We start from the raw sequence: 19,637 nt of genomic DNA, 5'->3' as shown, positions 1-19,637 counted from the left end.
TCGCAAAATAACGACAGCGAATGTATTCCATTTCTATTGACTATCGGCTCAAGCAAGATAGTAGACTCATGCCCGATTCAGAGAGAGGTAAACTCAACAGTCGTGTTATCCACAACTATTTCGACAAATAGAAAAACGAACAAACTTTGCACTACTATTCATAATGTAGTAATGTACCTATATAGTGAATTTAAGCAGGAGCTACAGCCATGACTATTACAACGCTCTCCAGCCGGGAGCTGAATCAGGATGTGACCCGCGCGAAGAAAGCAACCAAAAATGGCCCGGTATTCATCACTGATCGCGGCAAGCCTGCGCATGTGCTGTTGAGCATTGAGGAATACCGGCTGCTGACAAAGCAGCATCGCAATATTGCCGATTCGCTGGCGATGCCGGGTGTTGCAGACATTGAGTTTGAACCCCAGCCCGTGACTATCGACACTCGTCCGGCTGATTTCTCATGATGTATGTACTCGATACCAATGTCGTGTCCGAGCTACGAAAAATTCGGGCAGGGAAAGCTGATCCGAACGTAGCGGCATGGGCTGAAAAAGTTGATGCCGCCGATCTCTTTGTGTCCGCCATCACCATCATGGAATTAGCACTTGGCATTTTATTAATTGAGCGTAAGGACGCCACACAGGGGGCTATACTGCGGGCGTGGCTGGAGCAACATGTCTTACCGGAGTTCTCTGAACGAACCTTGCCTGTCGATACAGCCGTAGCACAACGCTGCGCCCGATTGCACGTACCAGACAGATGCAGCGAGCGTGATGCGCTGATTGCGGCGACAGCGCTCGTGCATGGTATGACGGTAGTCACGCGTAACGTAGCCGATTTTCAGTCCTCAGGGGTGACGCTCCTCAACCCATGGGAGCCGAACCCATAATGATACTCGGAGACTATCGTTAGCAGATTACCGTGTGCGTTGCTGAAGATCTTTCAGCATGTCATGCAATTTCTCAATGGCCTGCGCATTCTCTGCAGCGGATTGCTTGTGACGCGTATCGACTCTGGCCTGTTCAGCAAGCTGTTCCTGCAAGCACCGCCCGGTTTCGGCATCCAGAAAATGATCCCGACTGGCTTCCACTATCCAGCCGGTATCATTGGATGCGTGGCCACTGACCAGAGACGTCCACGCTGAAGCATGACCTGATTTGTCCACCAGCCGTGCCCGAAAGTACAGTTTCTCCCCGGCTGTCAGCCCCTGCAACGTGTGGGTGCGTTGCGGATAGGCAATATCAGCGAACTGCAACGTGTCATCATCTTCTCCGCTTTTGTTGTAGCCAATTTCCGTTTTCAGCAGAATATCGGCCGGATTAGCAAAATCCCAGTCCAACCGAATACCAAAAAGTAGCGGCGTGGTTTGGAAGGACTGTGGTGCCGATGGCGGCCTTGTGTATCTTTCCAGCAGGGTATCCCGTGTGGTCGTCCAAAGACTGGAGATTGCCGCGGCATTCATCGCCCTGACCCGTGCCTCATAACGACCCTCATCGACGTTCGGCACCTCAAGACGCCGGGCGGTCGTCCGGGGCGCGGTTATCCAGTTGCCGTTGTCTTTACGCCATTCGACGTCATAGGCCACGGCACTGTCGGCGGCATCCCATGTGATTTGCAACGTTGCAGTGATTATACCCTGATTGATTGCCGTATCACTGTCGATACGGACATGCTTCGGCGCGGGCTGAACACTGGGTGGAAGAGTAGCCACGGGGCGTTCGTCAATACGGGTGTTCCTGTCGATAAGCGCATACTTGTCTGGGTTATGCTCAACTGCCGTAATCTCAAACGAGACACCGTCTTCCCCTGCTTTGATACCCATCACCCGGAAAGGGTGTTCCACGCTATAGCTGGATTCAATGGACCAGACGGCCCCCGCCTCCGGGAGATCTGAATAAGCATAGCCACCGCTACTCACGGAAACGTCCTGTCCGTTGATCGCGGTAATGAGATCCTTTCCTGTTTTACCGGAAGGCAGGTTGACGACCAACCAGTCCCCCGATTTTGCTGATGGCACCCGATCCAACGTGAGCATATATCGCCTCGGCACAGCCTGAATACGCCCACTTCTGCCGGCTCCTGACAGCAGATTATCCGATATGCCGATAAGGTAACCCGGCAGAGGAATACGCCCCTCCAGTCCAACAGTGAAGGTGCGGTCCGGTCGTGTTCATTGGTATACAGTACCCATTTGCCACGCCGGATAGCTTCACTCTGGCGGGTACAACCAATGGCGGTAATATCGGCCTGCCGGATACCATAGCGACGTATCAGGCGATGCTCAAACACCGGTTCGATCGCATCCTGATAGCCGTTCTGCGGATCAGACCAACTCACCATCGCCGTAGAATAATGGGTTTTCTCACTGGCACTGGCATAGGTGAATTTACCGTCACGTACATTGGCCCCCGTAAAGAGATAATCCCTGTCACGGGGCATATCCGCCAGCACGTTCATGTTATTATTGGCCCAGAACGTCATCCCCCGGAAGATCCCCGCAATATCACGCAACACAACCCAGGCGTCTTCCTGTGACTGAATATACACATTGCAGGTAAAACGGGGCTCTTCGCCACCTTCACCATCCGACACCATCTGATCACAATATTGTGCGATGCTATACAGATCCCATTTTGCCAGAGTCAGGTTTTCCGTTTTCACCCGGGTGCCGATGCTGAACCGGTCATTTATCATCAAGTCATACAGCACCCATGCCGGATTGTCACTCCATGCCCATTTGAAGGTGCCGTCCCAACTGCCATAATAACGGCGGCTATCGGGATGATAATTGCCGGGCACACGGATGATGCGCATCTTCGGCTCACAGGTGATTTGCGGGATATTGCGGAACTGTTTGGCATCAAACTGAACGAATAACAGGGCTGTTTCCGGGTAGCTTAATTTGGCATCGATCACCTCAGTAATGGCTTCCACTACCATGGCATCCGCGATCCGATTGCTGTTCTGTTTTGGCGTCAACCGCCGAAGGCGCACCTGCCAGCCCGAATGGGCGGTGGGTAAATCCAGACGATGGGAGCGTTCATATTGGGTGGTAGTTTTACCATCTACGGCAGTTTTCAGGATCTCCTTGAAAGCACCGCCATCTGTCGCGAGATCAATGGCATAGTCAATGCGATAACCAACGGTATCTCCGTTATCTTTTTGCCTCTGCAACTGGGGCCACGATAACCGCAGGCGAACCGCTGACAGTTGAGTATTGGTGACCGTGGTTATCCACGAGCTGACCAGTTCAGCGCTCACCGTTCGGGCATTTTCGATCGCAGGCATACCGGGGATATATGCCTGATGGGGCGTACCGGGACGGAATTCCCATTTGACCCCTTCAAAATTGGGCGTGCCGTCGGCACCGATAAGCGGGGTGTTATCCAGAAAAATACGTCGGCCATCCAGCTCGCCCGAAAATTCTCCCTCACCGAGAGCGAGGAGGATCTTAGTATAGGCGGTGGATTGCAGGGAGTCCGGTGCTTCCACCGGCGTGCGCGGCTGCTGTCTGCCGCCTTTGTTACCCTGAATGAGCTGCTTTTCCATCTTTCATCCTCCACACGTTATTGTTGGTCTTCAGCATAGATACCGGCTGAAATGATGGCGCCACCAATGCGGCGTCTGCCGTAGCCAATAGGCACGGGATTTCCCTGCGCAACGGTGTTCACCGGTCCCCCGAAAGCATAGGATGGTTTGTTATCGGGATCTTCGCGCCGGGCCAGCCCGCCCGGCATCGGCGAGAGCATCTGTACCACGCCACCTAACATCATGCCAACCCCGGACATAACCATCGGCGCACCAAACGGGGTTGCCCACAAGAACGCACCGGCCACCACCATGACCGCGCCCAGAATGGTCTGAAAAACACCGGCATTTTTGCTGCCGATAATCATCGGGGCAATGCGGATATCGTCCTGTCCGGAAAACACCAGCTCTTCCCGGCTGATATTACGTTTTCCGTTAAACACGGCAAAGGTCAGCCCCTGCTCTTTGGCAGTCAGCAGGAAGCGTTCAAACCCTTTCATCAGCACGGATAATGCCCGGATTGCTTCCTGCGGGGTAGAGACAGCCAGTTGATGCACTCGGCCGAACTGAGTCCCCAGTACACCGTAAAGCCGCACGGTGCGTAATGTGTTCATGATGTGACTCCCCTAAACAAAAAATCCGCCGAAACGGATGCGTGACGCAAGGTTATGATGGTGCGTTCCTGCCAGTAGCCATGATAGGGTTCGCGCTTACTGAGCTGCCCGTACAGATGGTGTAACATCAGGCCGTCACCCAGATAAACACCGGCATGGTTGGGTTCATTGGCCTGTACCTGCATAATGATCACATCCCCTGCCTGTAATTCACCGCTACACGCGACAAATCCGGCAGCGGCATACTGTTTCATATACAGATTTTCTCCCCGATCCCACCAGCCATCGGTACGTTCAAAATCAGGGAGTTCAAGAGTTCGTTCCAGTTTGTACCAATCACTCACGATGGCATAACAATCCCAAATACCGTGCACGAACGGGCGACCTATTAATGGCTTAATGCCTGCCATGGGCATCAGAGTACGGATATCCCCTTCCGGCCATGAAACAATCACCCATGGCGTTTGTGACAGATCACATTGGGCGATATCCAACTGGCTCGGTTGTGTCGTCGCATCGGGGTGGCTGTGGACAATGGCAACAATCGTGCCTTGGTCTTCGGCAACAGTATAATCCTCCGGGTGAATACGGAACTGTTCCGTGGATGACGGTGCGGTATTGCGACAGGGAAGATAGTGCTGTCGGCGACGCTGCTGAATGATCAGCCCGCAGCATTCATCCGGGTAGGCGGCTTGGGCATGCGCCATAATGGCGCGGGTGGTCGATTTTCTCAGTATTGTCATAGTTAGCGCCTCAGTAAAGCCGAACCGGGAAACCCGCCAAAGGGCAATTGCTCTGTGTCACCAAAACGTTTTTTACAATCGCTCATTAATCCCCCACAGGCATCAGAGGCCGGATCATCAGTCGGCTTGCCTCTTTCATTAAAATAACGGGTGCCGGTATAGCCACACGGTGACTGGCGATACTGCCCACGGATGCACCATGTACACAGGCTGTGAATTTGCCGGGTCGGGATTTTAATCCCCTGTAAATCGGCCGGAGAAGAGAGGGAAAACTGGATACTTTCGTTATCTTCCTGAGTTTTGCTGTCGATGTAGAAAACATCGATTTTTTCCTGCGTCGGATCAGCTTGCGGGTTGCCGTCGGGGAAATTACGGGCATCCAGATAATGCGTAAAGGTCATGCGGATCGTGACACGCGCTTGCACCATGTTTTGGTAAGCCAAACACAATGCACTGAGCGTGCCGTCCAGATTGGCCACATTGAGAGTGGGTGTCACTGCCCGTCCATCGCCGGTGACTTCCAGCCCTTCGATGCTGACGGGCCAAGGTTTGTATTCGACGCCCTGCCACCAGAGGGATTTCACCGGTAAATTCCCGGTATTTTCCAGCTCGGCTCCGGCATAAGGGATCGGATGATTATGAAAGTACAATACAGGCCCGCCAAATGCCGAGCCATCGACAGCAAATAAGACGATTTTACTCCCCGGCTCAAGCCGCTGAAGTGTAGCATTGATGGTCATTATGAAATCTCTTACGGATGATAGATACGGGTGAAGGTCACAGAGAGCGTGAAATAAGCGCCATTGGCCTGAACAGTGAATTTTCCTGCCTGATACAGTCCCAATTCAGATAGCGGATTACGCCATTTGAATGAGCGCCAGCCCTGATGCTCACGCAGAAAAGCGATAATCGGCTGAATATCAGACAGTGTCCCGACAAAAGACAACGGCCAGCTTTCGCGCTGCGTGTTGATCCCATCGCCTGATGTTTGTTTATAGCCATCCCCGAACTGGACAGCACGTACAATCGGCTCAAACTCGCCACTCGCGCCTATCCTTACAGGAAAATCAAAGGTTTTTATCATCATCGGCCTCCTTTAATCGCAGCACTGAGTTCACCACCTTGACTCAGACTTTTATGCAGCAAAAATTTGAATCGCTGATCGACAAATTTCGCGATGTCCTGCCCCGCAGACTCGGCACCACTCGATGTTTTCGTGTCATGAGTCCCCTCGGAATGGATCACAATATGGACGGAGTTAAAGGTCTGGTTGCCCGTACTACCTGTGGCCTGAACCCCCAGCTTGCCGTCAGCACCCCGTTTTAAAGGTAAGATCGCTTCTGGGCCGGCTTCCCCCATCACCCCACCGCCTTTGGCAAAAGCAAACAGAGTCGGTTGACTGACAATCTGCCCGCTGTACTGACTTAAATCCTCAGATTGATAAACGCCGCCTTTCGCATTCATGATGGGACTCTTCCAGACATCCGGGGTCATTGTTGTGCCAGAACCCATCAAAGACAGGCCGCCTCCCGCCGAAGACAATGCGCTGGCACCCATGCTTCCCATAGCACCCCCAAAGAAACCGAAGAGGGCTTTGGTGATCAATGCCTGTACTGCAATACGAACCAGATCCTGAATAATAGATTGCGCCAGTGAGGCCGACAGTTCCCGCATGGATTCTGAAAAGGATTTTGTGCCCGTCAACATGCCGGTTAACGCACTCCCCGTACGTTGCTCGACCACATCCAGCAGATCCATCTGCATTTTCTGGAAATCCCCTTGCGAGGCGTATAAATCTTTAGCGACAGCCAATTGCGCGCCGTTAGAACGATAAGCGGCAGCAGTCATTAACTGTTCATGACGTTCCTTGCTGATAAGGCCATTGCGGTAATAGCTGTCATAGAGCGCTTGTTGCTCAGTCAGCTGATTTTGCAGTTGCACAACCGGATCGACCTCCCCCGCCCTATCCAGATACGGGGCGGCAATTTGCTTTGCCTGTTCCGCTAATTTGTCTTTCATCGACGTTTGATACAGCGTTTTACTGGCGGACAGGTATTCCTGTTCGGTTAATAACCGTTCGTTATACAGCGCTTTCAGTTCTGCACTGGCGTCTCTTTCCTGCCGGATCAATGCGGCTGCCGGAGCATATTTTTCTGCCAGTTCCAGCCGCTGTTTTTGGTGATTTTCGGCATTGAGGAGGTTTAAGCGTTGCAGCTCACTGTCCGAAGCGATACCCGATTTGCCAACTTCATGGATTTTACCCCGCATTGCTTTCTCGCTGAATCGGATGCGATCCAGGCTGGTGGCATGGGTCTGTTCAATGTCCTTGCGTAACTGCTGATAAAGGTGAAGTGATTGTCTGCCTTGTTTCTCTGCTTTGATGAGATCCTGACCTGTCCACGGATTACCCGTGCCGTTCTCTTCGGGTTTTGGCGGCTCAGGCAGTGGCTGGTCAAAAATCCCCGCGACCGAGGTTGCCTGTAGGTTTTTCTTTCTGGCCGTTTTCTTTTCTATCCCTTTGAGGATATCTTCTCGTCGACTGAGTAAGACCCGACCTTGCTTTTCAACTTCTTTCGGGTCTTCATAAAGAAAACTTAAGAACCCTTTTTGACGATTTTCTAAGTGCTTGATACGGGTTTGAGAATACCGTTCCAGTTGGCTATCAATCTGCCTGAGTTCTGCTTTCAGGCGCTTGAGTTCATCGTCCGTTTTATCCAGCTCGACCGCCACCTTAATGCTGGAAAGCCGTTGCAGTTCAGCCACCGTATCAACGGTTTCATCCTTTAAGTGCCGCAACCCCTCTCTGGCTTGAACGCTATGGTTATATAATCCATACAAGGCTGAACCCGCCAACATCGCTGCACCAAATGGCCCACCAATCATGGCAAGTGCGCCACGGGTAACTCCCCCGGCGGCAGATAATGCCCGATAGGAATAAGAAAGCCGGCGGTTAGCCGCTTCAAATTGCCCGGTTGCCTGTGTTTGCAATTTGAGAGCTTCAGTTTCCTGCCGGATCAGGGTTCTTTTTTCTTTTGCGTAATTGACGGAAAGACCGTGCAAACGGTTTGTTCTTTCCAGATATTGAATGTGCCTGCCTTGTGCTTCCGTTGAACGCAGCGTGGCATTGGCCTGTTCAATTGTCCGTTTTGCGGTTTCTGCCTGCTGTTTAGCAGCATCACGAGCTGCTTTTTCGGTGGCGCGCCATGCCGTAATATTTTCACGTAATCCCGCAGTCAGCTTAGTCGCCATCACAGGAATTAACGTATGCAATGCCACACTGGCAACCAGATTAAAGTTTTCGGACAACGCATTAATCGCATTGGTTGCCCCCTGCACCCCGGTACGTAATGAGCCGTCAGCACTCTGTCCGATTTTCAAAGCCATGCCTTCAAAGGCACTCATCAGCACATCCAGATCAGCCCCAAGGTTATTAGCACGCGCACTGACCTGTTCATAAGCGACCTGCGTTCCGGTCAGGGCTTGGGTCAGTTCTTCCAGTTTTTCCCGCCCGGTGACTAAATTAGACGCCGCACTGACATTCGCCCGCCCGAATAATTTCACCGCCTGTGCGGTCGAGAGGTTTTTACCCGTCAGGGATCCCAATGCCGACGACAGACCAACAACCGAAGGTTTCAGATTTTTGTCTGTCGAGCGTTCCAGCGCCAGTATCACGTTACGAATGGCAGTGCCTGCCTCGCCGCCTTTAATGCCGCGTTCCGCCAGTATCTGGATAGCTGCGCCTAACTCTTCAAAGCTGATCCCTGCCTGTGCCGCTGCGGTGCCACCATTTTTAATGGCCTGCGCCGTTTCGTTAATTTCGGAAGAACCGTATTTCGCCCCAGCCGCCAGTATGTTAATAAAGCGGTCAGCCTGTTCTGCACTGGCACCGAACTGATTAAGCGATAACGCCAATGCACGAGTCGCATCCGGTAAATCAATACCGGATGCCTGCGCCAGTATCACCGCTTTCTCGGTTGCCAACGTCAGTGCCTCGGTACTTTTCAGCAGTTCTGGCTTTGCTGAGGCCATCAGCTTAAACGCCTCAGCAATGCGGGTTGCGCCGAATTCCGTGGTACGTCCAATCCGTTGGGCGTTTTCATCCAGTTTCTTTAACTGCTCGCCTGTTGCACCAGTAATGGCGGACAGGTCAGATAACGCCTGCCCGTATTTACGGGTATGGGAAATAAGGGTGCTCAATGAAAAACCCGTACCTGCCAGTAACGCCAGTTGCCCGGAAACGGATTTAATATGTGATGCCAGTGAACTGTAGGTCTTTTTCAGTTTCTTGGCATCCAATCCCGCCTTATCCGTAAAACGTTCTGATTCCCGCCCGGCATAACGATAGGCATCCATGATCCGGGATTTAAACGCGGTGGCATTAACCAGCAAGCCGACCGTCAATGTCGATAAATTAGCCATAACTTAACCCAATAATTTCATGACAGCATCACACTGTGCCCGGACCGTATCACACGGAGCAGATACGGATGCAGCAGGCGGACTGTCTGGCTGTTGGCGGTTTTTCAGTCGGTAATAGGCTTGCCACTCGTTGAGCGTGGACGCAGGCAAGGACAAGATACGATAAGGGTCGATTTCACCGAGCTGTTCAGCTAACGTGAAGGCAAAATGCAGCCACGGCGAGTAGATTAGTTTTTTTCGGCCTCCTCCAGTGTGCCGATGGAATGACGCTTCACGGTCTGGATGGCTTCAATCAGGGTGGCGTTATCATGGACGATCATCAATTCCTCTGCGGTGGGCAGATAATCGGCGGGAATAGATTTACCCTTATCATCCACCAGACAATCCAATACCATCTGAACATTCAGGCGGGAGGCCCCACGCCCGTCTCCCGCTTCACTCAGCTTTTCAGCTTTTTCTTCCAGCTCCAGCAGTTCTAGTGCCGTCATCCGGCGCAGGTTGATTTGAGTACCGAACAGTTCCACCACTTTAATCTGCGGACGCGGAGTGAGTAAGGCCGCTTTCAGTGCTTTCATTGGGTCACTCCTGTTTTGATGTCTGCGATACCCCAAACAAGGTTGTTTTGTTTGCCTTTGACGGTCATCTGGATCACTTCATTCGCCGGGGCGTTAATGTCGTTCATTTCCCAGCCGGAAAGCGCCAGTACCATCGTGGCAGTACGTTTATTCGGCAGAGCGATGTAAAACTGCACGGTTTCGCGCTTTTCAGCCGCGTTCAGGAAAGAGACGAAATTTTCGTTCGCCGGATCATCAATAAAACCGAGGGATTTTTCCGGGCCTTCCGGCATATCGGAGATAAACTGCTTATTGGTATCCATCAAGGTGGTACAGTCGACAAAGCTGCCGGTCAGCCCGGTTGCGCCCAGTGCCTTACAGTTGATGAGGGTTTTCATCTGTTCCACGCTATCGCCGGGTTTGCCGAACTTCACCAAAGTACCGACCGGTAATACCGCGTATTCAGGGGAGGTTGCCATGATGTTTTACTCCAGTCTTATGGGTTGTAACCGTCCAATGCATCACGGATTTCTCGCGCCAGCACGGTTAAAATGGCCCGTTTGTTGTAATCCAGCGCCGGACGAATAAAGGGATTCGGCACCTGTTTGATCGTCCCCATTTCCTGCGCCAGGGCTTTTATTCGGTGTGTTTTTGCCGGGCCAACCGTGACCATCACGCCACCCTGATACTTCTTGGATTGTGTTGTACGAATAAGGATATTGTCCCGCAGATGCGCGGCATGGCTTTGCTTGTTATAACCGGCATGGGCCTGCATATCTTCCTGTACAATCTGCATCGCCTTTTTACCGGCTTTTCGCATGATGTCGGTCTGTAGAGCAGTATCCAGTGCCTGCAATTGACGTCCCAGCGCTGCCCATCCCGTCGTTTGTGCAGTGATCATGCCAGCTTCTCCGTGTAAGTGATGATAAAGTCCCGTGTGATACGGTAACGCTTGCGATTTTCGGTCAGCTCTTCCGCCTCCTGCTGCAAAATCCCGCGTGAAATGGTTTGTACCGGATAACCACCGAGCAAGCCATGCTGGACGGATTCCCATGCTGAACGGATTTTCGCTTCCAGTCGCAGGGCCTGGGTGTAATCGTTCAGCACCATAATACTGATTTGGAAACGTGCTTCGATTAACGGTGAGGCCACCAACCCGAGAGTGAATCGGGGATCGCTGATGCGCTGATAGGTCACGCCTTCTAATACTGTCGAGGGCAAGATCAGCGGATAAACCGGCAGGCCCGTTATTCGTTCTAAATCGGCTTTCAGTTCAGGTTCAATCATGACGGACATCGGCCTCTGTGATAAGGATCGTGCGATCGGCACGATTACGGTCAACAGTGCATACCGTGAACCGCCGATCCTGATGTTCAATCAGCCAGCCCGGCTGGATATCACGCCGGGGTCTGACGGTAAATTGCTGGACCTCGATCACCTGCTGTTGCTCGGCAGTACGGATCTTTCGGTTAGACACGGCCTCGGCTTTCGCCCAGACAGTGGCGATAAAACTGTGGCTGAACGTTTCTGCACCCAGTTCGTCCCGATGGATAACCGGGCGAAGTAACCGGATGTAATGACGCAGTTCTCCTGCTTTCATCGGTATTCTCCTATAACGGAATAAAACGGTAGGGTTCCAGCAAAGCCTGAAAGCCCAGTGGCAATGACTGAGCCTCCCGATTGTCGTACCAGAACCCCACGGTCAGCATAATCGCCAGTGCCACATCATCGGTCACGAGCAAGCCATCGGGATCATCCTCCGGTACCACGCTCTCATACAGGCGACGGTTCAGGTAGCTTTCCGCCCGTTTGATGGCGGCACGGGAATAGGTGTTTAATAAATCATCGTCGGCGCGGTTATCACTGTCGAGTCGGCACTGTTGCCGAAGCAGATCAAGAGTAGGGAATGGCATATGAACTCCTGATAATTACGCTTTACCTTCTGCCACTTTCAGCAATTTCACGGCGTTGCTGTCCACCAGCAGCGCACCCACCCGTTTGGTGGTATAGAAGTGAATAAACGGCTTGTGCGTGTAGGGATCGCGCAGCATACGTACCCCAAGACGATCCAAAATGGTATAGCAGCGTTTGAAGCTCCCGAACGCCATCGGCACCGTACCTGCCCCCAAATCGGCGAACTGCTCATTCTCGGCAATACCGTAACCGAGCAAGGCGGAAGGTTGCCCCACTTGTAGGCCCGGCTGCCACAGGTAGTTGCCCTGACTGTCTTTCAGGGTGCGCACCTGAAACAGCATGTTGTTGTTCATCATGAACTTTGCGCCGGTGCGATACGGTTTACGCAGCGTGTAGATCAGCTGCAGTATGTCGTCGGCGGTGATCTCGGTCGGCTTTTTCAGCAACCGATGCTGCAACGTGCCCCATTTGCGATCTTTGTCTTCCTGCGCATCACTGCCGTAGGCCAGCAAACCTTTCGGTTTGTTTTTGCCGTCACCGTGGGTAAACGCACTCTCCTCCTGCTCAGCAAACTCTTGTGTCAGTTCAGATGAGATAAAGGCGTCCACATCGAAAAAGGCATCATCCAGCATGGTCTGGGTCGCGGCAGGATTGCCGTAAATCTCGCCCCATGTCGGTTCGATTGGCGTCAGCTTCGGCGTTTTAGTTTCCGGGCGCTCATCGGTTTCGCCCACCCAGCCGCTGTTAGCACCACCCTGATTCACCAGCCGCTTGAAGTTCGGGCTGCCTACGGAGACCACGTTACACTCCGCCCGCATCACCACTTCCTCTTTCAACGCGCTGATAATATTGCGATCCAACGCCTCCGGGACGGCATAGCCTCCTTCAGGATCGGCAGTGGTCTGCATCGCTTTTTGCTCCAACTCTGACAAACCGTCTTCTTTGCCCTTGCGGATAAACTGGGCAAACGCCGCTTTGTGCTCGCTCACCGCTGGCGTATTGCTGCCGCCTGCCGGACGTTTCAGCCCCGCCAGCTCCTCTTCCAGCGCGGATTTCAAGCTGTCCAGCTCAGACAGTTTGCCATTCAGGGTATCCACCTGCTCGGACAACTTACCTTTCTGAGCTTCGATTGCCTCAATACGCTGATCGTTCTTCTGTCTGAATTCATCGAAACGCTGCTGAATTTCCTGCGCAACCTGTTGTACATCTTTGACTTCAATCGCCATCAAAAACTCCGGTTAGTTAAAATGTAATGATTCCAGTGCAGTTAATGCCGAGACGGTCTCAGCATCACGCAAAGACAAGGCTCCGTAGCCCTCCTCCATAAAGACCCTGGCCTGAGAGCGGGAGAGTCCAACATCGCGCAGGACCCGTTCAATACGACTGGGATTGGGGATATCACCTCGGGCAAAGGCCGATTTCACGTTGCTCACCCGGGCATCCTCGTTGGCGGGAAAGGTCACTAGGCTCACTTCCCATAAATCGAGATCTTTCAGTAAAAAAGCCTCTTTTGTCCGGTCATATTCCCAGTCTTTCAGGATGTAGCCGATAGACAGACCGGAGAGTGATCCTGCTTTCATATGGGCATGGGCACGTTTTGCCAGCGGATCGTCATCAATCAACAGTCGCCCTTTGAGATACAGCCCTGTCTCGTCTTCTTTCATTTCGGTATAGATACCGATGGGTTCATCCATTCGGTGCTGCCAGAGCAGCGCAGGCAGGCCGCCTTTTTCGCCCCATTGCTTCAGCGTATTGGCAAAAGCGCCGGGTAAAACGATGTCGTTAGCGCTGTCTTTGAGTCCGAACACTGAGCCGTAGCCCTCAAACTCGCCGGCATCGCTGACCGATTTGATTTTCAGCGGCATATCAAGCCGTTGTTGGGTTATTATCGGCATGGGGTTCTTCCTCTTTTTTCGGCGCTGGTTCAGGTTGCGTGGTCATGTTCATCGGTGTGAGATAAATATCGCCGCCCTCACGGGGATTGAGTTCTTCCAGCTCCCGGCATTCGTTCGGGGCGTAAATGCCCCAGTTAATGCCGGTGGCGTAGGCTTCAAAGCGAGATTTCATATCCCCACGCAATAAGGCTCCCGTGTTAAACTTGGCGTAAAACCGTCCCTGCTTGTTGCTTCTGACCAGCCCGGCATTGATACGTTGTTCAATCCGGGTGAGGTAGGGCACCAGCGAGTAATTAATAAACCCGATCCCCAGATTTTCGATATTGTTAAAGGTGGCACGGTCAGTGTTCTGCACCATATGCAACGGTACCCGGAAGATGCGGCAGATCTCCTCAAGCTGAAACGTGCGGGTTTCCAGAAATTGCGCATCTTCTGCCGATAAACTGATTTGATGCCATTTCAGCCCCATTTCCAGGATCATCGGCTTATGGGCGTTAACCAACCCCTGATGACGGGCTTCAAAATCCGTTTTCAGACGCTGATAGGCTTCCTCTTTCAAGGCTTGATCCGTTTGCAGGACACCGCTGGTCACGGCCCCGTTACCAAACAACCGTGAACCGTGCTCTTCAGTGGCCAGCCCCAACCCTATCGCTTGCCGGGCGTAAGTAATCGGGCTTAACCCGGTCAGACCATCCAGTGTAAAAATGCGCACATGCCAGAGTTCATCCTGCGTTAGTGTTCGGTTTTCACCGCTCGGGAAGGTCACCTGATAGTCCGGCTGCCAGTCCTTATTGAGTTTTGAGGTGACGCAGCCCGGATCGAGGGGCAGTAACTCCACCACTTCCCCAAGTACTTTTATTTTGTAAGCGTAGAAATTTCCCCGCAGACACAGACAGGCAATCAGCAGTTCCCAGAACTCCTGCGGAGTCATGTAGTTATTGGGTTTTACCGACAGCAGCTTATGCAGCCGTTCACGGGTTGCCCGTTTATTGCCGCGATCCAGTTGCTCATACAGCGAACAGGGCAGCATGCCGACCGATTCCGCCAACACCCGCACACAACTGAACACGGCGGTTAGCTGCATGGCTAACTGCGGACTGACCCGCCGTCCACTGTAAGAGTCATAAGACAGGCCGATCAGCTCACTTAAGTCACGGGAGGTCATGGGGTCGGCGGATTTGTAAAATAATCCGGGAAAAAACATCAGTCCTCCTTATCGGGTTTGTGGCTCAACATGCGTGAGACCAGATACGACCAGCCGAGGCACAGGCAGCCGGCAACCATAAACCCCGCTGCCGGTAACAGCAGCCATGCGCCGTAAGACAGCAAAGCTCCGCCCGCTAGTCCAACCAGCAGGGCAGTAATCATTAATCCTTTCATGAAAAAACCTCAGAGTGAGCGAACACCGTGGGAGATCAAATGATCTGAGAGACTGGGTTCTTCGTGCAAAATAGCCCGCCCCATCGCCATAATCAGCGCTACCGCGCCATCAATTTTGCTGTCTTTATGCTCTTTAATCGGGCGCACGATATCATCATTACCTCCCATCGTTTTCCCGACGACATTACCGATACACCACGACATGATCGGGTTACCGTCATGATGGAAACGCCCGGACTGGATGGCGGCCTCCAGCTCTTTCATCGGATCGCTCATATGAGTAAAATTCTGAGTAATGATGATGGGATTAATACCCTCGTCCGCCAGTGCGTGAGATAAGCCGGTTGCCCCAAAGGGATCAATCGGGGCTTCATTAACCGGGTTCAGGTGACAGGCGAGCTTGGCTTCTTCAAGAATGTAACGGTAATCGACTTCAGCGCCTTCTGTGACAGTCAGCATATCCATTTCCACCCACTTCTGAAAACGCTCGGCGCTGCGCCGATTTTCGTTCTGCTCCACACTGTAGACAGTGTCATACGGCACCCAGAAACGTGGGGCAATACTGTAGAAATGCCGTTTGCCGTTAATTTCACGCGAAAAAAGCCGCGCCATGCTGTTCATATCCAGCTTGCGGGCGAGGTCAAAGGCCAGAAAACAGGGCTGACCCTCGAATTGCTCCAGCGTCAGTGAAGTATCTTCGCACTGCTTCCAACTCACCATATTGAAGTAAGCCTCCCGCGCAGACACCCAGATATTCAGGTGCTTGGTCTTGAATATGCTGGCTAAACGTGGGTTATTCAGGGCGCGTTGTTGCTGGCTCAACAGGAAATCGGCATACACCGAGACACCCATATTGGGATTGGCTTTGCGTAACACCGCCGGTGAGGTCCAGTCATCGCCTTCGTCCACGGTATAGATCACCCCGAATAACTCCTCATTGGGCACATTGCCAGACAGCATTTCAATCACTTCGCGCCGCTTGTCATAACAAGGGCCTTCAATGTTGTAACCTGCCGTGGTGATCGCCCACATCAGCGGCTGACGCCGTGCCCCCATCCCCGTCAGCATGGTGGTATAAAGATCATCAGTATCGTGTTCATGATATTCGTCCACAATCGCACAACTGGGTGACTGCCCATCTCCGGGATTGCCGATCAGCGGCTCAAACCGGGCACCGTCTGCCGGGCGGTTCATATTGGAAGCATTCACTTCAATGCCGAATGCCTCAAGTAGCAGCGGAGTCCGCTTGCACATCAGGCGGGCAGGCCGGAACACTTCCCACGCCTGTTTCTCCGTAGTCGCGCCGGAATAGACTTCCGCGCCGAATTCGTCATCACAAGTAAAGCAATAGAGTGCCACCCCGGCTGAAATTGCGGATTTGCCATTTTTACGCGGAATTTCGGTATAGACTTCCCGAAAGCGGCGTAACCGGCTGCCTTTATGCACCCAGCCAAAGGCCGAGCAGACAATAAATAACTGCCACGGCTCCAGCGTGATCGGCATACGCTTAAACGCCCATTCTCCCTTGGTATGCGGCAGCAGCTGAATAAATTTTGCGGCACGTTCGGCCAAATCTTTATCGAACCGATACTTAAATGCTTTTGTCTTTTCCTGACTCACGTTGTCCAGATGGCGCTGGCAGGCCTCTTTGACATAACGCCCGGCCTCAATCTTGCCGCGTACCACATCACGGGCGTACTGGTTCGCGGCATTGACATTCAGATAAGCTTTGCGGCTCATGATGAAATCATCCTCATAAACGGGTTGTCCGTTTTGGCCTGTCCGGCCGCCCCAATCAGGCGCTGGCGGCTGCTGGGATCTAAACCTAGCATGGAACCAGTGGTATCCATTTCAGACTGTTGCTCTTTTTTGGCGGTCAGCTCTGGATTTTTAATCGGGCCGCCAGTTGCCCCGGTCACGGTATTGCCCTGCTGGGCAATATTCACCACAGCGTTGCGCCAGAATTGGTAAGCCACACACCAGCGTTCGAGCACCGCGAGGTCAGTCACGCACAGTAACCCCTGTGCGCATAACTCCTTGCTGGTTAGCTCCCACATCACCCCAGCCAGCGACATTTTACTCTCAGCAAACCAGTCCGGCGGTGAAACACTTGTCAACGGGGTAAAAGTCGGTTCATCCCGGTTCAGCTTGCGTTTGCCCGGGTTGCCTGCCAGTGCTTTGCGTGCCGTCGGCTTGGGGCGACGACCTGACTTGCCCGCCGTTCCGGCCATACACAGCACCTCCCGTGCTTAAAAACAGTGAAAAACGCGTGATTTAAATTTCATTTTTCGCGGGGATAAAAAAAGACCCACGGTGGCGGTCCTTAGGTGCGAGAGGGGCAGCGATTTGACCCGCCCTTCCGCTATAACGATGACATGAGCAATGGTTACACTCAGAAATTAATCTCTGCGTAATCGCTCCGTCGCAGTCTTCTGTCGATGACAGGCTTCACATAACAATTTCAGGTTGCTTAACACATCGGTACCACCGTGGGCTTTGGGTTGGATATGGTCAACGGTGATGCCTGTGACCACCAGCCCCTGCCGTAAGCAGTGCTGGCACAGAGAATTATCCCGCTGTTTGACCCGCGTCTTTAGCTTATCCCATTGACTGCCGTAGCCACGTTGGTGTCGGCTCTTGCCTTGTTGGTGATATTGCCAGCCCATGTGCAGGTGGTCAGTGCAGTAGCCGCTGCGATCGGTGGTGGTCTTCGGGCAACCTGACTTGCGGCAGGCGCGAGGAATGCGGGGTGGCATGTTCTGGTCTCCATATGGCAAAAAACCACCCGAAGGTGGTTATCATAAGACGGTTGGTTATATAATACGAAGTCGTACCTCAATCATTACATTTGAACGCGTGACCTATAAGTAGGCTTCCCCATTAATTCGATAAATGCTGGAAATTGAGACCAAAGAAAACAAGACAAACAGAATAATAAGACAACGACCACGCCTAATATCGCAAAACCTTCCCAGTCATTAAGTGAGTAGTTTTTTATTTTGTAATCGCTAATACCTGTTATCAATACATACAACAGCGCTATCGTCATAAGAGTAACGATGGGTAAGAAAGACATGCAAAGCATCACGAATATCCCTTTGAGCATAACCCAAACTCCCTTTATTGATTAATATCATTGGAGTTTCAGTCTACTTTACGTGCATATTGTTGTCAGCTGCTTTACCTCATTATGTACCGCTACCCTAACTTTAAATGCAGATTACACTAGTCACATCTCACAAACACAGTGTTCTCACATATTCCTGCAAATAGCTTAATTTTGCCCGGTCGTTGATGATGCTTTCTCGGATATCGAGAACAGTTGATCCAGTTTCTCCAGTGAGCTCGACGGAGGTTGGAGTGCCCACGCTGCCGGAGGAAGTGGCCTCACGCACAGGACAGGTGGCTTGGATGCGCAGCTTGCGACGACCAGCGGAAACATCAGCCCGAAGCCTGTCAATTTCAGTCTTGGCATTGGCGAGTTCCTGTGTGTGTTTGTTATCCAGTTCATGCAGCATGTCAATATGCGTGCTCTGATAGTCGATAGTGTCAGTCAGTTGCTGAATTTCCGTTATCTGCTCGCTATTAATACCGAGCTGTTTCTTATAGCCAGAGCGGTATAAGAAGGCTGTGGCTGAAGCAATAATCAAGGCAATAACAACGCCGGAGGTAACATTGAGCTTCATGATAAAAACATCTGGCGCTCAGATGCCCGACGATTATCCAATCCACGCATAACCTTGCCTGCTGCTTTATTCCAGCGGGAAAACTCTGCTGCTGCGCCGGTGTAATCACTTTGATTGAGTTTTTTCAATAAAGTGGAACCCGAAAAGTTCCCGCTGCCACAATTGAAGATAAACGAGCACAAGGCATCGAACTGGCTTTGACTCAAAGGAACTTTAACCAATCTTCTTAAGGTGGTGTATATAGGTTGGAGGTCATCATGCAGAAATGCTTCGGCTTGTTGTTCTGTAATCGCATCCCCTTTTTTAACTCCTTTTGTATGACCATAACCAATGGTCCACGGCATACCGCCAGTTACGGGATCAGGGTAGGCTTTTCGTTTCAGACCTTCGTACCGTTTGATACACTCAAGGCCTTTATTGCTGATTTCCATCAGAAGAAGCTCCTGCTCTTTTCTTTGCCACCTTACGCAACAATTGGCCGATAAAATCTGTGCCCAGATAACCAATCACCACACTGCCGATGTAGGCTAAATCAGGATTCAGACCAAACAGATTTAATACATCACGAATGAACCAAGCGAACATGGCACATATAAAGGCATCGATAGAGACTTTTAACCAGCCGACACCATTATAACGACCTCGGAGAAAGGCCATTATCCCGGCGAGAGTTGCCCCAATGCCTTGTTCTTTTATCGAGATAAGCCAGTCACCGAAGTGTGCCCAAATATCAGGATTTTCTTTCATCTTTATATTCCACTCTATCCAAACAATGGGCATCCATGGGGAAAATAGGTTAGCTCATATGAGTTGTAGTGAGTAGGTTACCAACCGCAATAGGGAAACTGAGATCCTGGTAGTTATTGCGGTGGCATAAATTGAAAAGGCCGCACAGCTGCACAAC

Annotated in this window: 24 protein-coding genes; 2 read left to right on the top strand and 22 right to left on the bottom strand. The window is 52.0% G+C overall.

Annotated elements, in window-relative coordinates:
* Positions 1 to 209 precede the first annotated feature (209 nt).
* Complete coding sequence (locus HGO23_RS04480; RefSeq protein WP_209028111.1) at positions 210 to 464, top strand: type II toxin-antitoxin system Phd/YefM family antitoxin; 255 nt, start codon at positions 210 to 212, stop codon at positions 462 to 464.
* A complete protein-coding gene (locus HGO23_RS04475; RefSeq protein ID WP_209028702.1) occupies positions 464 to 889 on the top strand; it encodes a type II toxin-antitoxin system VapC family toxin in 426 nt (141 codons plus the stop codon). Before HGO23_RS04480 ends, HGO23_RS04475 begins: the two co-directional genes overlap by 1 nt.
* 27 nt (positions 890 to 916) lie before the next feature.
* Here the strand turns inward: HGO23_RS04475 and HGO23_RS19580 are convergent, their stop codons facing one another.
* The 22 genes from HGO23_RS19580 to HGO23_RS04370 form a co-directional block, all read right to left on the bottom strand.
* Complete coding sequence (locus HGO23_RS19580) at positions 917 to 1,990, bottom strand: phage tail protein (RefSeq protein ID WP_244967883.1); 1,074 nt, start codon at positions 1,988 to 1,990, stop codon at positions 917 to 919.
* A complete protein-coding gene (locus tag HGO23_RS19575; RefSeq protein WP_244967882.1) occupies positions 1,915 to 3,549 on the bottom strand; it encodes a TipJ family phage tail tip protein in 1,635 nt (544 codons plus the stop codon). Before HGO23_RS19575 ends, HGO23_RS19580 begins: the two co-directional genes overlap by 76 nt.
* 17 nt (positions 3,550 to 3,566) lie before the next feature.
* A complete protein-coding gene (locus tag HGO23_RS04465; protein WP_209028110.1) occupies positions 3,567 to 4,142 on the bottom strand; it encodes a tail assembly protein in 576 nt (191 codons plus the stop codon).
* Positions 4,139 to 4,885 (bottom strand): C40 family peptidase, encoded by a 747-nt coding sequence (locus tag HGO23_RS04460; protein ID WP_209028109.1) that lies wholly within the window; start codon positions 4,883 to 4,885, stop codon positions 4,139 to 4,141. Before HGO23_RS04460 ends, HGO23_RS04465 begins: the two co-directional genes overlap by 4 nt.
* A gap of 2 nt (positions 4,886 to 4,887) precedes the next feature.
* Positions 4,888 to 5,625 carry a phage minor tail protein L gene (locus HGO23_RS04455; RefSeq protein WP_209028108.1) on the bottom strand — a complete coding sequence of 246 codons (738 nt, stop codon included), beginning with the start codon at positions 5,623 to 5,625 and terminating at the stop codon, positions 4,888 to 4,890.
* A gap of 11 nt (positions 5,626 to 5,636) precedes the next feature.
* Positions 5,637 to 5,972 (bottom strand): phage tail protein, encoded by a 336-nt coding sequence (locus tag HGO23_RS04450; protein WP_425330509.1) that lies wholly within the window; start codon positions 5,970 to 5,972, stop codon positions 5,637 to 5,639.
* Positions 5,969 to 9,304 carry a phage tail tape measure protein gene (locus tag HGO23_RS04445; RefSeq protein WP_209028107.1) on the bottom strand — a complete coding sequence of 1,112 codons (3,336 nt, stop codon included), beginning with the start codon at positions 9,302 to 9,304 and terminating at the stop codon, positions 5,969 to 5,971. The genes HGO23_RS04450 and HGO23_RS04445 overlap by 4 nt, the downstream gene beginning before the upstream one ends.
* Positions 9,305 to 9,531: 227 nt before the next feature.
* Entirely contained in the window at positions 9,532 to 9,879 is a 348-nt protein-coding gene (locus HGO23_RS04440; protein WP_099136649.1) for a phage tail protein, read from the bottom strand.
* A complete protein-coding gene (locus HGO23_RS04435; protein WP_209028106.1) occupies positions 9,876 to 10,337 on the bottom strand; it encodes a phage tail protein in 462 nt (153 codons plus the stop codon). The genes HGO23_RS04440 and HGO23_RS04435 overlap by 4 nt, the downstream gene beginning before the upstream one ends.
* 17 nt (positions 10,338 to 10,354) lie before the next feature.
* A complete protein-coding gene (locus HGO23_RS04430) occupies positions 10,355 to 10,759 on the bottom strand; it encodes an HK97-gp10 family putative phage morphogenesis protein (protein WP_209028105.1) in 405 nt (134 codons plus the stop codon).
* Positions 10,756 to 11,154 (bottom strand): hypothetical protein, encoded by a 399-nt coding sequence (locus tag HGO23_RS04425; protein WP_342355496.1) that lies wholly within the window; start codon positions 11,152 to 11,154, stop codon positions 10,756 to 10,758. The genes HGO23_RS04430 and HGO23_RS04425 overlap by 4 nt, the downstream gene beginning before the upstream one ends.
* On the bottom strand, positions 11,138 to 11,458 hold the full coding sequence (locus HGO23_RS04420) for a phage head closure protein (RefSeq protein ID WP_209028104.1): 321 nt from the start codon (positions 11,456 to 11,458) through the stop codon (positions 11,138 to 11,140). The genes HGO23_RS04425 and HGO23_RS04420 overlap by 17 nt, the downstream gene beginning before the upstream one ends.
* Before the next feature lie 10 nt (positions 11,459 to 11,468).
* Complete coding sequence (locus HGO23_RS04415) at positions 11,469 to 11,771, bottom strand: head-tail connector protein (RefSeq protein ID WP_209028103.1); 303 nt, start codon at positions 11,769 to 11,771, stop codon at positions 11,469 to 11,471.
* Positions 11,772 to 11,786: 15 nt separating this feature from the next.
* The gene (locus HGO23_RS04410; protein WP_209028102.1) at positions 11,787 to 12,998 is read right to left on the bottom strand and encodes a phage major capsid protein; all 1,212 of its coding nucleotides are present in this window, start codon (positions 12,996 to 12,998) and stop codon (positions 11,787 to 11,789) included.
* 12 nt (positions 12,999 to 13,010) lie between these two features.
* Positions 13,011 to 13,661 carry an HK97 family phage prohead protease gene (locus HGO23_RS04405; protein WP_209028699.1) on the bottom strand — a complete coding sequence of 217 codons (651 nt, stop codon included), beginning with the start codon at positions 13,659 to 13,661 and terminating at the stop codon, positions 13,011 to 13,013.
* Positions 13,639 to 14,871, bottom strand: a complete 1,233-nt coding sequence (locus HGO23_RS04400; protein ID WP_209028101.1) for a phage portal protein — start codon at positions 14,869 to 14,871, stop codon at positions 13,639 to 13,641. The genes HGO23_RS04405 and HGO23_RS04400 overlap by 23 nt, the downstream gene beginning before the upstream one ends.
* A gap of 185 nt (positions 14,872 to 15,056) precedes the next feature.
* Positions 15,057 to 16,787 carry a terminase large subunit gene (locus HGO23_RS04395; RefSeq protein WP_209028100.1) on the bottom strand — a complete coding sequence of 577 codons (1,731 nt, stop codon included), beginning with the start codon at positions 16,785 to 16,787 and terminating at the stop codon, positions 15,057 to 15,059.
* The gene (locus HGO23_RS04390; protein ID WP_209028698.1) at positions 16,784 to 17,278 is read right to left on the bottom strand and encodes a phage terminase small subunit P27 family; all 495 of its coding nucleotides are present in this window, start codon (positions 17,276 to 17,278) and stop codon (positions 16,784 to 16,786) included. Before HGO23_RS04390 ends, HGO23_RS04395 begins: the two co-directional genes overlap by 4 nt.
* 168 nt (positions 17,279 to 17,446) lie before the next feature.
* Positions 17,447 to 17,803: an HNH endonuclease gene (locus tag HGO23_RS04385; protein ID WP_209028099.1), complete on the bottom strand. Its 357-nt coding sequence runs from the start codon at positions 17,801 to 17,803 to the stop codon at positions 17,447 to 17,449.
* Between the two features lie 480 nt (positions 17,804 to 18,283).
* A complete protein-coding gene (locus HGO23_RS04380) occupies positions 18,284 to 18,733 on the bottom strand; it encodes a lysis protein (RefSeq protein WP_209028098.1) in 450 nt (149 codons plus the stop codon).
* Positions 18,730 to 19,164 (bottom strand): lysozyme, encoded by a 435-nt coding sequence (locus HGO23_RS04375; RefSeq protein ID WP_209028097.1) that lies wholly within the window; start codon positions 19,162 to 19,164, stop codon positions 18,730 to 18,732. The genes HGO23_RS04380 and HGO23_RS04375 overlap by 4 nt, the downstream gene beginning before the upstream one ends.
* Complete coding sequence (locus tag HGO23_RS04370; protein WP_209028096.1) at positions 19,148 to 19,480, bottom strand: phage holin, lambda family; 333 nt, start codon at positions 19,478 to 19,480, stop codon at positions 19,148 to 19,150. Before HGO23_RS04370 ends, HGO23_RS04375 begins: the two co-directional genes overlap by 17 nt.
* Between the last annotated feature and the right edge of the window lie 157 nt (positions 19,481 to 19,637).

Origin of the sequence: Xenorhabdus budapestensis, assembly GCF_017743015.1 — a bacterium.
Classification (GTDB): Bacteria; Pseudomonadota; Gammaproteobacteria; order Enterobacterales; family Enterobacteriaceae; genus Xenorhabdus; species Xenorhabdus budapestensis.
This window is presented reverse-complemented; position numbering and strand designations above follow the sequence as displayed.